Below are 14,431 nucleotides of genomic sequence, written 5' to 3'. Positions count from 1 at the left end.
ACACCATGGACGCCGAACGGGGGAGGGCGAGTGGATCTCGATGCGTACGTGGCCGAACACAACGCCGAATGGCGGCGGCTGGAGTACCTGACCGGGCGGCGTCGCCTCGACGCGGCAGAGGTCGACGAGCTGGTGGCGCTCTACCAGCGCAGCGCCACGCACCTGTCCGCCCTGCGCGCCCGGGCGCCCGAGCCGGCGCTGGTCAACCGCCTGTCCCACCTGGTCCTCGCGGCCCGCGCCCGGGTCACCGGCCGTCAGCGGTTCTCCTGGGCGGCGGTGGGCCGGTTCCTGGCCGCCGACCTGCCCGCCGCCCTCTACCGTGCCTGGCCGTGGTGGTGCGGCGTGGCCACCGGGTTCAGCCTGCTCACCGCGTTCCTCATCTGGTTCGTCGCCGGCAACCCGGACACCGCCGCCGCGTTCGTCGGCGACGAAGCCGCCCGGGAACTCGTCGACTCCGGTTTCGCCGGCTACTACACCGAGTTCGCCGCGCCCACCTTCGCGTTCCACCTGTGGACGCACAACGCCTGGCTGGCCGCCCAGTGCCTGGCCGCCGGCGTGCTCGTGGTGCCGGTGCTCTGGCTGCTGTGGCAGAACGCGCTGAACATCGGCGTGGTCGGCGGCGTGATGGTCGCCTACGGCCGGGGAGACGTCTTCTTCGGCCTGATCACACCGCACGGCCTGCTGGAACTGACCGGCATCTACGTCGCCGCCGGGGTCGGACTGCGTACCGCCTGGGCCTGGATCGCCCCGCCCGCGGACCTCGGGCGCGGCCGGGCGGTCGCCGAGGCGGGCCGGCTCGCCGTCGTGGTCGCGGCCGGGCTGGTCGGCCTGTTCGCGGTCTCCGCGCTGGTCGAGGCGTTCGTCACCCCGGCGCCGCTGCCGGTCGCGCTCCGGGTGGCCGCCGGCGCCGCGGTGTGGCTGGCCTTCCTCGCGTACGCGCTGGTGCTCGGCCGGCGCGCGGTCAGAGCTGACCGAGGGACTTGAGCCGCAGGTAGGTGTCCGCGACGGCCGGGGCGAGCCGGTGGGCCGGCACGTCCACCACCGTCACCCCGTAGCGGGACAGCGCGGCGCGTACCCGGTCCCGCTCGGCCAGCGCCCGCCACGCCGACGCGGCCGCGTACGGGTCGTCCGGGCCGGTCGGGGTGGCAGTGGCGAGCCTGCTCAGCACCGGGTCGCTGCCGGCGGCCAGCACCACCCGGTGCCGGGTCGCCAGCCGGGGCAGCACCGGCAGCAGCCCTTCGCCGATCGCGCCCGCCTCCAGCGCGGTGAACAGCACCACCAGGCTGCGCTGCCGCTCCCGGCGCAGCACCTCGCCGGCGATCAGCTCGAAGTCGGTCTCGGCGAGCGTCGGCTCCAGCGGCGCCACCGCCTCGACCAGCCGGGCGAGCAGGGCCGGACGGCCGCTGCCGGTCACCCGCGCCCGGATCTCGGTGTCCGCCGCCAGCAGGTCCACCCGGTCACCGGCGCGGGCCGCGAGCGCGGTGAGCAGCAGCGCCGCGTCGATGGCGGTGTCCAGCCGGGGCTCGTCGCCCAGCCGGACCGCCGAGGTGCGGCCGGTGTCGAGCACGCAGACCAGGCGCCGGTCCCGTTCCGGGCGCCAGGTGCGGACCAGGATGTCGGCGCGCCGGGCGCTGCCCCGCCAGTCGATCGAACGGACGTCGTCGCCCACCGCGTACTCGCGCAGCGTGTCGAACTCGGTGCCGTGGCCGCGCCCCCGGGTCACCTGCACACCGTCGATGACCCGCAGCCGGGCCAGCTTCTCCGGCAGGTGCCGGCGGGAGTCGAACCGGGGCAGCACCCGCAGCGTCCACGGCGGGGTGGCGGGCTGCCCGGCGCGCTGCCGGGCGCCCAGGCGCATCGGCCCGAGCGAGCGTACGGTCAGCGCCACCGCCGGCCGGTCGCCGCGCCGGGTCGGGGTGAGCCGGACCGGCAGCGTGGCGGTGCCACCGGGCGGCACGGTGAGCAGGCGCTGCGGCGGCACGTCCGAGCGGGCCCCGGCCGACGGCACCCAGGCGTCGCGCACCTGGGCGTACAGCGTGTGGTGGGTCGGGTTGGTCAGGTGCAGCGTGACGGTGGCGGTGCCGCCGAGCCGCACCGTACGGTCGCCGGAGCGGGCCACCGTGAGCGCGTGCGGCGGGGCGGCCATCGCCCGGTCGAGCGCCACCAGCAGCAGCACCACGACGGTCAGCACGGCCACCCCGACGAACGGCGCCGGCCAGAACGGCAGCGTCAGCGCGCCCAGGCCGAGCAGCAGACCCGCCCGCCAGGTCATCGCGGCGTCGGCACGGTGGCCAGCACCGAGTCCAGCACCGCGTCCACGGTCACGCCCTCCAGCTCCGCCTCCGGGCGCGGCCGCAGCCGGTGCCGCAGCGTGGGCCGGGCCACCGCCTTCACGTCGTCCGGCGTGACGTGGTCCCGGCCGGCCAGCCAGGACCACGCCTTGGCGGTGTTCAGCAGCGCGGTGGCGCCCCGGGGCGACGCGCCCAGCTCCAGCGCCGGGGCGGAACGGGTGCCCCGGCACACGTCCACGATGTAGCCGAGCACCGGCTCGGCCACGTGCACCCGCTGCACCTCGGCCCGGGCCGCGGCCAGGTCCGCCGCACCGGCCACCGGGCGTACGCCCGCGGCACGCAGGTCGCGCGGGTCGAAACCGGCGTGGTGCGCGCGGAGCACACCCAGCTCCTCCTCCCGCTCCGGCAGCGGCACCGTCAGCTTGAGCAGGAAGCGGTCGAGCTGCGCCTCGGGCAGCGGGTAGGTGCCCTCGTACTCGACCGGGTTCTGGGTGGCCGCGACGATGAACGGGTCGGGCAGCGGACGGCGCTCGCCCTCGACCGAGACCTGCCGCTCCTCCATCACCTCCAGCAGCGCCGACTGCGTCTTCGGCGGGGTCCGGTTGATCTCGTCGGCGAGGAGCAGGTTGGTGAAGACCGGCCCCTCCCGGAACGTGAACGCGGCGGTGCGCTGGTCGAAGATCAGCGAGCCGGTGACGTCGCCGGGCATCAGGTCGGGGGTGAACTGCACCCGCTTGGCGTCCAGGTCGAGCGCGGCGGCAAGCGTCCGCACCAGCAGCGTCTTGGCCACCCCCGGTACGCCCTCCAGCAGCACGTGCCCCCGGCAGAGCAGCGCGATCACCAGCCCGGTGACCACGGCGTCCTGCCCGACGACGGCCTTGGCCACCTCGGCGCGCAGCCGGTGCAGGGCGGCGCGGGCGCCGGACGGGGCGGTGGTCGTGACGGGTCCGGTCACCGGGTGTCTCCTTCGCTCGGATGCGGGGCCAGGGTACGGGTCAGGGCGTCCAGTTCGCGGGCCAGCTCCAGCAGCTCGCGGTCCTTCTCCGGGGCGGGGCCGTAGAGCAGTTCGGCCACCCGTTCCGGGTCGGCGCCGGCACGCTCGGCGATCCGGGCGGCCACCTCGTCGTCGGGCGTGTCCGGAGGCAGGTTGAGCCGGGGCAGGAGCCGGTCCAGCGCGGCGGCGCGCAGCGTCTCGGCGACCGTGTCCCGGGCGCCCGCCCGGCGGTAGAGCCGCGCCCGGCCGCGTACCGTCTCGGCGGCCCGCACGGTCACCGGCAGCGGCTCCGACACCGGTGGCCCGAGCCGGCGGGCCCGCCAGAGCACGACGAGCAGCCCGGCCAGGGCGAGCTGCGCCAGGAGCGCCCAGAACCACTGCGGGAAGGCGCCCCAGAGCGGGTTCTCCCACGGCGGGTCGGCGCGGTCGGGCGGGTCGGGCCGTTCCGACCGTTCGCCGTCGCCGCCCTGGGCGGGCTCCTCGGTGAAGGGTTCCGGGGACCAGCTCGGGCGGGTCGGGGCCGGTACCGGCTCGGGCAGGTCGAGCCAGACGAGCGGGCGGTTCCCGCCGAGCATTCCGGTGGCGAGGGCCTCGTTGCCCCACTCGCCGATCCGGTCGTTGCGGAACGGGTCGCTGGCGCCGGCCAGCACCACCTCGACCCGGCCGGGGACGCGCAGCAGCGCGCCGCCGTAGCAGTGGCCGACCTCGGCCGGCCCGGCGTAGCGCTGCAGGTCGATCGCGGCGGCACCGGCCCGGACCGCCTCGGGCAGCGGGCACGGCGTGCCGTCCGCGTCCGGCGGCACGGCCCGCGCGGCCCAGCGCCGGGCGGCCGGCTCGACCGGCGTGTCCAGTTCGGCGAGCACCCGCGGGGAGGGCTCGACGAACACCAGGCGGGTGCCCGGGGGCAGGGCGGTCAGGCGGTCGAGCAGGTCCGGGTGCACCAGTCCGGGCGCGGGCACGAAGACGGTGCTCGGTGCGATGCCGGCGGTCTGCAGCACCCCGTCGAACGCCGTCTCCCGGCGCACCGACACGCCCTGCGCGCGCAGCGCCTCGGCGAGCCGGCTGCCCCCGTCGTCGTCGGTGGCGACCGGGGAGAGGAAGCCGGGCTCGTCGGTGTCGGGCCGGTCGACGGCGTGCAGCACGAGCGTGGTCACGATCAGCAGCACGGCCAGCCCGAGCGGGACGAGCAGCCGGTGCCGCCGACGGCGCGGCGTCGCGGCGGTGGCCGTCTCCGCCGGCGTCACGGTGGCGGTCATCGCGGCTCCTCCCCGGTCAGCTCGCGACGCAGGTCGGCGGCGAGTTCACGCATCCGGTGGTCGTGCGCGGCGGTGGCGGGACGCTGGGCGTACCAGAGGTCGGAGAAGATCGCCCCGGCGGTGTGCAGCGTCGGCCGCACCTGGGGCCGGGCACGGGCCGCCGCCTCGGTCAGCTCGACCACCGTGAGCCCGGGGCGGGGCTCCACGACGTGCCGCGTGACCAGGAGCCGGACCATCTCGCGCAGCCGTTCCCGGACCGCCTCGGCGTACCGGCCCTCGGCCGCGAGCCGGTCGGCCAGCCCGGGCGCGCCGGCCGGCACGGCCTCCGGGGTCCGGGGCTCGGGCACGCGTACCGGCGGCGGATCGGAGCGGCGGCGGCGCGCGGGCCGGCGCAGGCGGGGCAGCCGCAGCCGGGGCAGCCGCAGCCAGCGCAGCCGGGGCAGTGAGAACCGGGGCAGCCGGCGGGGCACCCAGGCCGGGAAGAAGTACCAGCCCAGGGCGGCCAGCAGCGCGACCGCCAGCAGGATCAGCGCGGCCAGCGGCAGCGGCAGCAGGTCACCGAGGGCCGCCACCGTCTCGGTCCACCACCGGCTCACCGCTGCGCCGCCAGCAGGACCGGTTCCGGTACGCCCGCCGGCGCGCGGGAGAGCCGGATGTCCAGCCCTTCGGTGCGGATCCGGGTCTCCAGGTGCAGCACCGCGTCCAGGCAGGCCAGCGCCGGGTACGCCAGCGCGTTCACCGCGGCGAAGGCGGCGACGGTCACCGGCAGCGCCCAGGCGGACACGTCGAACAGGCCCAGCATGCCGAGACCGTGATAGACGCCCAGCCCGATGCCGAGCCGGATCAGCCACCAGCCCAGGTAGCCCAGCAGCCGGACGGCGGCGGCCCGCGCGCTCACCCGGCCCGCCAGGCGGATCGCCCGCCACGGGGCCCGGTGTCCGGGCACCCCGTCCAGCACCAGCACCGGCACCACCAGGCCGAGCAGCCCGTACGCCAGGAACCAGCCCGGCCCGGTCAGTGCGGCGAGCGCGACGACGGGGCCGATCGCGACGGCGGCCAGCAGCGCGGCGCCAGGGCGGGAGCCGCGCAGCAGCTCGGCCGGCCCGGGACGGCGCCCCAGCAGGGCCGCGCCGGCGCCGCGCGCGGCCGGGCCGCCCAGCAGCGCGATGATCGCCGCCTCGGTGCCGGCGCCGGTCGCCAGCAGCAGCCAGTACCAGGGCAGCGCGTCACCGAGGTCCGCCGGCCACCACTGCGGCGGGTCGGCCTCGACCAGCAGCCGCAGCGGGTGGAGCACCGCCTGCTCGGCGAGGGCCAGCACGAGGGCGAGCGGGACGAGCACCCGGGCGTGGTCGCGCAGCAGCAGCACTGCCGCGTCGAGCAGTTCGCCGACGGTCAGCGGACGGCGCGGCAGCACCGCGGTCGGGCCGGCGTCGGGCACGCGTACTCCTGGCGGGCAGGGCGGAGGTGGCGGGCGGCGCGGCGCCCGAGGGATCATGGTTGCACGGCGGGTCCGCATCCGGTGGACCCGTCCGCCCTGACGCGCCACGCTGTGCGGCCACGCCGCTTGCTGTGGTGCGCGGGCCCGCTCGGCGCTACCGTGCCGTGGAGACGCCGAACCCCTCCAGACGAACGGGGATGGAACGATAAACCCCATGAGAGCCCGGGTACTCGTGGTCGACGACGACCCCGCCCTCGCCGAGATGCTCGGCATCGTGCTGCGCAGCGAGGGCTTCGTGCCGTCCTTCGTCGCGGACGGCGAACGGGCGTTGGCCGCCTTCCGCGACAACCGACCCGACATCGTCCTGCTCGACCTGATGCTCCCCGGCATGAGCGGCATCGACGTGGCCCGCGCCATCCGGGGCGAGTCCGGCGTGCCGATCGTGATGCTGACCGCCAAGAGCGACACCGTGGACGTGGTGCTCGGCCTGGAGTCCGGCGCCGACGACTACGTGGTCAAGCCGTTCAAGCCCAAGGAGCTGGTGGCCCGGATGCGGGCCCGGCTGCGCCGGGGCGAGGACGTGGCCCCGGAGATGCTGACGATCGGGCCGCCCGGCAACCAGATCACCATCGACGTGCCGGCGCACACGGTCAGCCGCGACGGCGACGAGGTGAAGCTGACCCCGCTGGAGTTCGACCTGCTGGTCGCGCTCGCCCGCAAGCCGCGTCAGGTCTTCACCCGCGAGGTGCTGCTGGAACAGGTCTGGGGCTACCGCCACGCCGCCGACACCCGCCTGGTGAACGTGCACGTGCAGCGGCTGCGCGCCAAGATCGAGCCGGATCCGGAGCGACCCGAAATCATCCTGACCGTGCGGGGCGTGGGTTACAAGGCGGGTACCGGATAGCCTGGTCAGCACTGTGGTGACCACCCCGCTGCCGGACACGCCGACCGCCGAGCCCCGCCGGCTCCACGCCGTGCGGGCGCTCTGGCTCGCCCTGAGCGGCCGGGTCGCCCGGCTGGTCGCCGCGGTGCACCAGGCCTGGCGGCGGTCGCTCCAGGTGCGTGTGGTCACCATCACGCTGGTGGCGTCGAGTCTGCTGGTGGGCGGTTTCGCCTACCTGATCGCCGACAAGATCACCAGCATCCTGCTGGAGAACGCCGAGACCGACGTGCGGCTGCGGCTGAGCAACGGCAGCGAGTACGCGGCGAAGCAGTTCAACCTCTACAGCCAGCCGCAGGAGGCGCAGCTCCAGAACACCATCGACGGCACGGTGAACTACCTTGCCGGCGGTGACCCGACGCAGACCAGCGGCGTCGTGGTGGCGATCACCGCCGACAACTTCGCCGAGTTCATCGAGCCGCGCACCACGCCCGAGGTGCCGGTCGGCACGGTGATCGGCGACGAGCTGCGGGCCGCCGTGGCCTCCGGCAAGGTCGCCCACCAGATCCGCACCGGGTCGCTCGGCGGCGAACGCACCAAATACCTGGTCTACGGCTCCCCGGTGCCCACCAAGTTCGGGCAGGTCGAGCTCTACTACCTCGTACCCCTGGCCCGGCAGGACGCGACGGCGGCCGACGCCCGGGCCACGGTGGTCGCCACCGGCGTCGCGCTCGTCCTCCTGCTCGGCCTGCTGGCCGCCCTGGTCACCCGCCTGGTGGTGACGCCGGTACGGGTGGCCGCGCGCACCGCGCAGCGGCTCTCCGCCGGCCTGCTCGACCAGCGCATGGTGGTCTCCGGCGAGGACGACCTCGCCCTGCTGGCCGCCTCGTTCAACCAGATGGCGACGAACCTGCAACGGCAGATCCTCCGGCTGGAGGAGATGTCCCGGCTGCAACGCCGGTTCACCTCCGACGTCTCGCACGAGCTGCGGACCCCGTTGACCACGGTCCGGATGGCCGCCGACCTGATCTTCGCCGAGCGGGACGAGTTCGACCCGGCGGTGGCCCGCAGCGCCGAGCTGCTCCAGGCCGAGCTGGACCGGTTCGAGGAGCTGCTCACCGACCTGCTGGAGATCAGCCGGTTCGACGCCGGCTTCGCGGTGCTGGACAGCGAGCCCACCGACCTGGTGCCGGTGGTGCACCGGGTCACCGAGCGGCTGGCCGGGCTGGCCGAGCGGGTCGGGGTCACGATCGAGCTGGACCTGCCGGACACTCCGGTGATCGCCGAGGTCGACCCGCGCCGCGTCGAGCGGGTGCTGCGCAACCTGGTTGGCAACGCGGTCGAGCACGGCGAGGCCAAACCGGTACGGATCACCCTGGGCCAGGACCGCAGCGCGGTGGCGATCACCGTGCGGGACCACGGCGTCGGCCTCAAGCCGGGGGAGGAGAAGCTGGTGTTCAACCGCTTCTGGCGGGCCGACCCGTCGCGGGCCCGGCAGACCGGCGGCACCGGGCTCGGCCTGTCGATCAGCCTGGAGGACGCCCGCCTGCACGGCGGCTGGCTGGAGGCGTGGGGCGCGCCCGGCCAGGGCGCCCAGTTCCGGCTCACGCTGCCGGCCCGGGCCGGGGACCGGCTCACCACCTCCCCGCTGCGGCTGGTGCCGGCCGACGCCACGGTGCCGTTCGGCGGTCCCCGCGACGGCGGCCTGCTCGCCATCGGCCCGGGCACCGACGCCGGAACGCTGACCGTGGAGCCCGCCACCGAAGGCGACCGGGCGGAGGTCCGGCCGTGAGCCGCCGCGCCCTGGCCCTGCTGCTGGCCGGCGCCCTGCTTCCGGCCGCGCTCGTCGGCTGCGGCATCCCGGGTGAGACAGACGTCCAGATCGACGGCTCGGTGCCGGCCGCGCAGGGCGGAGCGCTCAACGGCAGTCCGGCCCGGCCGCCCGAACCGGCCGACAGCAGCGAGCCGGTGCCGTTCATCGAGAACTACCTGCGGGCGGCGGCGGCCGGGGAACGCGACCAGGCGTACGCCCGGGCCCGGAAGTTCCTCGCCGAGGAGTCCCGCGACCTGCTCCCGGGCAAGCCGCAGACCAGCGAGGTCGAGTTGACCGTGGTGCGGCTGCGGGAGAAGCCGGAGAGCACGCCGCCGAACAACCAGGGCACCAGCACGGTGACGCTCAAGGTGCAGCAGGTCGGCGTGCTGCGGGCGGACGGCACGCTCGGGCCGCCGGTGGCCAGCGACACGCAGTACGTCTTCGAGCTGCGCCGCGCCGAGCCGGCCGGGACCGGGCTGCTGATCACCGAGGCGCCGAACGTGCTGCTGGCCAGCGACTCGGCGATTCGTGAGTACTACCGCCCCCGCACCGTCTACTTCTGGAACTCGGACCAGACCCGGCTGGTGCCGGACCAGCGCTACCTGCTCTCCTCGGCGCCGACCGAGCGGCGGATCACCGAGGTGATGAAGTGGCTGGCGGACCGCCCCTCGGACTGGCTGGCCGCCGGCGTGACCGGGTTGCCCGACGGCACCCAGCTGATCAACAACGCGACCGGGACGGACGGGCACTGGGAGATCAACCTGAACATGCCGGGGGCCAACGAGCAGCGGCTGAACCGGCTCGGCACCCAGTTGGCCTGGTCCCTGTCGGACCTGGACGGCGTGGTCGACCTCAAGATCCAGAACCAGAAGCGGCTGACCGTCGACCTCCGGCGGGAGCGCGTCTCGGTCGTCGCGTACCCGCGCGGGGCGAACCCGATGCGGTTGGGCGTCTACGACGGCGCCGTACGCCCACTGGCGTTCGGCAACGAGCCGCGGGCCGCCGTGCCGCTGCCGCCGGAGGAGAACCGCAACGTGGTCTCCGCCGCGCTCGCCCGTGCCGAGGAACAGGTGCTGGCCGCGCTCGTCGTCACCGGCGCCGACAACCGCAAGCGGCTCAAGGTGGGCTCCGGCGCGGAGCCGGTGGCCACGCTCAACGCGAGCGACCGCACGTTCCGCGCGATGAGCCGCCCGACCTGGCTGCGGTCGCTGACCAAGGCCCGGCCGGGTGGCCTGGTGGCGGCAGACGGCAAGCTCTACCGGTTCGACGGGTCGGGCCGGATGAGCGAGATCGCGCTGTCCGTGTCCGGCCCGGTGACGGCGGTCGCCGGTTCCCTCGAAGGCCACCGGGTCGCACTGGTCAGCGGCGGCGCGCTCTACGTCGCCGCGGTCAGCGTCGACGGCGGCGTGGTCAACCTGGGACAGCCGCGCCGGGTGGCCACCCTGCTCACCGGCGTGACGGTGGTGGACTGGGTGGCGGAGAACGAACTCGTGCTGGCCGGCAACGAGGCGGACCGGCGTTCGGCGATCCACCAGCTCAGCGTCGACGGCGTGTGGGAGACCCCGCTGGCGGTGGAGATCGGCGCCCCGGTCACCCAGCTCGCCGGGTATCCGGGCGGCAGCGACCGGGGCCTGGCCGCGTTCTCGTTCATGTTCGAGACGGACGGGGCGGCCTGGCGGAACAACCCGTTCGACTTCGTCAAGCGGGAGCAGGTGCTCGACGTGCCGGCCGGCAGCCGGGCGACCAACCCGACCGCCCCGTTCTTCCTCTACTGAGCCGCCGTGCGTGACCTGGGCGGGCTCTGGTCGGACCTGACCGACCTGGTGCTGCCCGCCGGGTGCGCCGGCTGCGGCGGGGGAGCGGCGCGGCTGCGGCAGGGCTTCTGCCCCGGCTGCGTACGCGAACTGGAGTCGCTGCGCCCCGCGCCCACCCGGCCCGATCCGGCCCCGCCCGGCCTGCCGCCCTGTGTCGCGCTCGGCCCGTACGGCGGGGCGCTGCGCGAGGCGCTGCTCGCGTACAAGGAACGGGGCCGGCACGGGCTGGCCCGGCCGCTCGGCGCGCTGCTGGCGGAGGTGGTCGCCGAGGCGGTGGGGCCGCCCGGCCCGGTGACGCTGGTGGCGGTGCCGGACACCGCCCGCGCCGCCCGGGCCCGCTACGGCGACCACCTGGACCGGCTGGTCCGCCCGGCGGCGTCCCGGCTGCGCGCGGCCGGCTGGCCGGTACGCGTGCTGCGACCGCTGCGGGCACTGTCCCGGCCCGACTCGGTGACGCTGGACAGCGCCGGACGGGCCACCGCGGCCGAGGCGGCGTTCCGGTTGCGCCGCCCCGTGACCGGACACCGCCCGGCCGGGACCGTGGTGCTGCTGGACGACATCGTCACCACCGGCGCGACGCTCGCGGCGGTGAGCCGGATGTTGCACCGCGCGGGAATGACGCCAAAGGCCGCGGCCGTGCTCGCCGCAACGCAAAAGCGGCACGTTCGGTGACGCTTCGTGTATCCGTTTCACCCCATGGTGTATGAGGTGTTAAATTCCGCAACCCCTTTCGGCAACCAGGGGTGACGGTTGGCGGTACAGGAGTTAGCGTTTCGGTGTCGGGGGTAGAGAGGATGCCAACCTTCCCCCGGCGCTGGAAGGAGGCGTAGCCGAACACCACCGGTCGACGCCGAGCGGGGCCCTCCCGGGCGGGTCGACCGGATTCTCCGGACCGAACGACCGTCCGAACAAGGGAGGTCACGTGGACATCGTGGTCAAGGGCCGTAACGTCGAAGTGCCGGACCATTACCGGGTGCACGTAGCCGAGAAGCTCGCGAAGATCGAACGCTACGACCAGAAGCTCATTCGCGTGGACGTCGAGTTGTTCCACGAGCGCAATCCACGCCAGGCGGACCACTGCCAGCGAGTGGAGATCACCTGTGTCACGCGCGGCCCGGTGATCCGGGCCGAGGCCTGCACGAGCGACTTCTACAGCGCGCTCGACGCCGCAATCGCCAAGTTGGACACCCGCTTCCGCCGCGCGGCGGACCGCCGCCGGGTGCACCGGGGGCGGCACGCGCCGATCTCAGTGGCCGCCGCGACCGCCGGACTGCCGGTGGCCGAACTCGACGGGCCCGGCCTGGCGGCGCGCGACGGCCACGGCGCCGCCACCGCCGTCGCCGAACGTCCCGACGAGGACGGTTACGTCGAACCCGACGACCAGCCGTGGCACATCGCCCGGGCGAAGGTCCACCCCGCCGATCCGATGACCGTCGACGACGCGCTGTTCCAGATGGAACTGGTCGGCCACGACTTCTACCTGTTCCAGGACAAGGAGTCCGGCCGCCCGAGCGTGGTCTACCGGCGGCACGCGTACGACTACGGGATCATCCAGCTCGACACGTGACCCCTTGACCGGTGAGACGGGCCCCCGCACGCGCGGGGGCCCGTCTCAGTTCTCGTCGGTGGCGAGCCGGCCGTAGACCACCGAGTCGACCCGGGCGCCGTCCGGGCCGGGCAGCCGCCCGCGCAGCAGCCCTTCCCGCCGGAAGCCGGCCCGTTCCAGCACGCGCTGCGAGGCCACGTTGTCCGGCCGGGTACCGGCCCAGAGCCGGGCCACCCCGATGCCGAACGCCCACCCGGCGACCAGCCGGACCGTACGCGCGGCCAGCCCGCGCCCGCGCGCCTCCGGCAGCAGGCTGTAGCCGATCATCGCCTGGCCGGTGGCGGGCTCGTCGTAGAACAGCGCGCACCCGCCGACGACAGCGCCGGTCGCCGCGTCGACGATCGCCAGGTCGGCGGCCTCGCCGGCCAGCCAGCGGCTCGCCGCCAGCCGGCAGCGCCGCGCGAGCGCGGCCCGCTCCGGCGCCACCGGCGGCACCCGGTTCGCCACCACCTCCGGCAGCGAGTGCAGCCGGTGCAGCACGCCGGTGTCCGCCGGCCCCACCGGGCGCAGCGTCACCACGCCGTCGGTGAGCCGGCCGCCGGGCAGGTCCGGCAGCAGACGGGCGACCGGTCCCGGCGGGTCGTCGGCCAGCCGCACCCAGGCGATCAGATCCTCGCGTACGCCGCCCGCGCTCGCGCCCGCCGCCCGGCGTACGCCCTCGTGCCGGTAGCCGCAGGTCAGGGCGATGCGCTGGCTCGGCACGTTGTCGACGCGGGTGAGCAGTTCCAGCCGGGCCGCCCCGGCGGCAAACGCACGCTCGGTCAGCAGCCGGGTGGCGGCGCTCGCCACGCCCCGGCCGCGCGCCGCGGGACCCACCCAGTAACCGATCTCGTAGCTCGCCCGCTCCGCGCTGAGCCGGCTCAGACCGATGCTGCCGAGGAGCCGGTCGGTGGCCGGGTCGGCGATCGTGTACGCGGCCCCACCCGCCGCCCACGCCGCCGGCGAGCCCTCGGTGATCCACCAGCGGGCGGCGTCCTCGTCGTAGGGATCGGGCAGCAGAGGCATGAACCGGCGGGTCTCCGGGTCGGCGCACCCGGCCACCATGTCCGGCACGTCCCCGAGGTGGCACGGCCGCAGCCGTACGCCGTACCCCTCGATCGTCTCCGGCGTCACACCAGGTCCTCCGGCAGCAGCGCGCCGATCCACGCGTCCTGGCGCTCGCCGCGGTGCTGGACGCCGCCGCGCAGCGTGCCCTCGACGGTGAAGCCGGCCTTCTCGGCGGCCCGCCGCGAGGCGGTGTTGCCCACGTTGGCCCGCCACTCGATCCGGGCCAGGCCGAGCGTGGTGAAGCCCCAGGCGCACACGGCGGTGAGCGCGGCCGGCAGGTAACCCCGGCCGCGCGCGTGCGGCGCGGTCATGTAGCCCACGTCGGCCACCAGCGGGTCGTTGGGGAGGATACGCAGGTCGATCGAGGCGACGTAGCTGTCGTCCGGGTCGGCCACGGCGAACGTCGCGGCGGTGCCCCGGGCCCAGGCCGGGCGGACCAGGTCGTGCAGAAAGCCCTCGGCGTGCTCCGGCCGGTACGGGTGCGGCACCGTGGTCCAGCGGATCGTCTGCTCGTCCTGGCAGGTGCGGGTCACCGCGGGCAGGTCGCGCTCCTCCAGCGCGCGCAGCCGCAGCTCGGTGTCCCCGGCGGTGGCGAACAGGACCGGCTGCGGGCGGCCGAAGACCGCCGCGCGGCGGGCCTGCAGCGTGTCCGGCCCGTAGGGGACCGGGTCGCCGGGCGCGGCCAGCTCGGCCGGGAACAGGGAGCCGATCCAGCCCTCCGGACGGCCGCCGGGGCTGGGGTGGGCCAGCCGCAGTTCACCCTCGACGCGGAAGCCGGCGCGCAGCGCGACCAGCCGCGAGGCGTGGTTGCCGATCTCGGCCTGCCAGGTGAGCCGGCGCAGCTTGAGCGCGTCGAACGCCCAGCGGGCGAGCGCGCGGGTGGCGCGGACCGCGACGCCCCGGCCCCGGGCCCACGGCGCGGTCCAGTAGCCGACCTCGGCCGAGTCCAGCTCGCGGTCCACGGAGACCAGGCCACACGAGGCGAGCAGTTCCCCGGTGCCGGCGTCGCAGACCGCGAACGGTGCGCCCGCGCCCTCGGCCCAGGCGGTCGCGCTGAACGTGGTCACGAACTCGGCGGCGTGCTCCGGCAGGTACGGGCGAGGTACGGTGGTCCAGCGCTGGATGTCCGGATCCTGGCAGGCACGGTGCACCGCGTCGGCGTCCGCCGCACGCCAGGGGCGCAGCAGCAGGCCGTCCTCGATGATCTCCACAGGCTCCATCCGAGCCATCGTGCCGGATCGTTCGCGCACGGCGTAACCCGATTAGCGGCCGGTGGCGCACGGTCGCGGCGT

The 14,431-nt window shown here is 75.4% G+C and carries 13 protein-coding genes; 6 read left to right on the top strand and 7 right to left on the bottom strand.

What is annotated here, in order from left to right:
• The first annotated feature begins 30 nt into the window (after positions 1–30).
• Positions 31–984: a stage II sporulation protein M gene (locus O7542_RS20950; RefSeq protein ID WP_064447730.1), complete on the top strand. Its 954-nt coding sequence runs from the start codon at positions 31–33 to the stop codon at positions 982–984.
• On the opposite strand, the gene O7542_RS20945 is transcribed toward O7542_RS20950, so the two are convergent.
• Genes O7542_RS20945 through O7542_RS20925 form a run of 5 tightly spaced genes read right to left on the bottom strand, consistent with a single transcriptional unit; the run spans position 962 to position 5,979 of the window.
• The gene (locus tag O7542_RS20945; RefSeq protein WP_281605120.1) at positions 962–2,272 is read right to left on the bottom strand and encodes a DUF58 domain-containing protein; all 1,311 of its coding nucleotides are present in this window, start codon (positions 2,270–2,272) and stop codon (positions 962–964) included. The genes O7542_RS20950 and O7542_RS20945 overlap by 23 nt on opposite strands.
• Positions 2,269–3,246 carry a MoxR family ATPase gene (locus tag O7542_RS20940; RefSeq protein WP_064447732.1) on the bottom strand — a complete coding sequence of 326 codons (978 nt, stop codon included), beginning with the start codon at positions 3,244–3,246 and terminating at the stop codon, positions 2,269–2,271. The genes O7542_RS20945 and O7542_RS20940 overlap by 4 nt, the downstream gene beginning before the upstream one ends.
• Positions 3,243–4,541 carry a DUF4350 domain-containing protein gene (locus tag O7542_RS20935; RefSeq protein ID WP_281605119.1) on the bottom strand — a complete coding sequence of 433 codons (1,299 nt, stop codon included), beginning with the start codon at positions 4,539–4,541 and terminating at the stop codon, positions 3,243–3,245. The genes O7542_RS20940 and O7542_RS20935 overlap by 4 nt, the downstream gene beginning before the upstream one ends.
• Positions 4,538–5,137: a DUF4129 domain-containing protein gene (locus O7542_RS20930; protein WP_281605118.1), complete on the bottom strand. Its 600-nt coding sequence runs from the start codon at positions 5,135–5,137 to the stop codon at positions 4,538–4,540. The genes O7542_RS20935 and O7542_RS20930 overlap by 4 nt, the downstream gene beginning before the upstream one ends.
• On the bottom strand, positions 5,134–5,979 hold the full coding sequence (locus tag O7542_RS20925; RefSeq protein ID WP_281605117.1) for a hypothetical protein: 846 nt from the start codon (positions 5,977–5,979) through the stop codon (positions 5,134–5,136). The genes O7542_RS20930 and O7542_RS20925 overlap by 4 nt, the downstream gene beginning before the upstream one ends.
• Positions 5,980–6,193: 214 nt before the next feature.
• On the opposite strand from O7542_RS20925, the gene mtrA reads away from it, so the two are divergent.
• From mtrA to raiA, 5 genes are all read left to right on the top strand, one after another.
• Positions 6,194–6,883, top strand: a complete 690-nt coding sequence (gene mtrA, locus O7542_RS20920) for an MtrAB system response regulator MtrA (RefSeq protein WP_030501405.1) — start codon at positions 6,194–6,196, stop codon at positions 6,881–6,883.
• A 13-nt stretch (positions 6,884–6,896) separates the two neighbouring features.
• Entirely contained in the window at positions 6,897–8,651 is a 1,755-nt protein-coding gene (mtrB, locus tag O7542_RS20915) for an MtrAB system histidine kinase MtrB (RefSeq protein ID WP_281605116.1), read from the top strand.
• Complete coding sequence (locus tag O7542_RS20910; RefSeq protein ID WP_166457270.1) at positions 8,648–10,447, top strand: LpqB family beta-propeller domain-containing protein; 1,800 nt, start codon at positions 8,648–8,650, stop codon at positions 10,445–10,447. Before mtrB ends, O7542_RS20910 begins: the two co-directional genes overlap by 4 nt.
• 6 nt (positions 10,448–10,453) lie before the next feature.
• Positions 10,454–11,158: a ComF family protein gene (locus O7542_RS20905; RefSeq protein ID WP_043326388.1), complete on the top strand. Its 705-nt coding sequence runs from the start codon at positions 10,454–10,456 to the stop codon at positions 11,156–11,158.
• 250 nt (positions 11,159–11,408) lie between these two features.
• Complete coding sequence (gene raiA / locus O7542_RS20900) at positions 11,409–12,053, top strand: ribosome-associated translation inhibitor RaiA (RefSeq protein WP_064447737.1); 645 nt, start codon at positions 11,409–11,411, stop codon at positions 12,051–12,053.
• 45 nt (positions 12,054–12,098) lie between these two features.
• Here the strand turns inward: raiA and O7542_RS20895 are convergent, their stop codons facing one another.
• Entirely contained in the window at positions 12,099–13,205 is a 1,107-nt protein-coding gene (locus O7542_RS20895) for a GNAT family N-acetyltransferase (protein ID WP_281605115.1), read from the bottom strand.
• Positions 13,202–14,359 carry a GNAT family N-acetyltransferase gene (locus O7542_RS20890; RefSeq protein WP_043326382.1) on the bottom strand — a complete coding sequence of 386 codons (1,158 nt, stop codon included), beginning with the start codon at positions 14,357–14,359 and terminating at the stop codon, positions 13,202–13,204. Before O7542_RS20890 ends, O7542_RS20895 begins: the two co-directional genes overlap by 4 nt.
• Positions 14,360–14,431: the final 72 nt, after the last annotated feature.

Origin of the sequence: Micromonospora sp. WMMC264, assembly GCF_027497275.1 — a bacterium.
GTDB classification, from domain to species: domain Bacteria; phylum Actinomycetota; class Actinomycetes; order Mycobacteriales; family Micromonosporaceae; genus Micromonospora; species Micromonospora chalcea.
The sequence above is the reverse complement of the archived record's forward strand: the minus strand, read 5'-3'. Positions and strand labels throughout refer to the sequence as shown.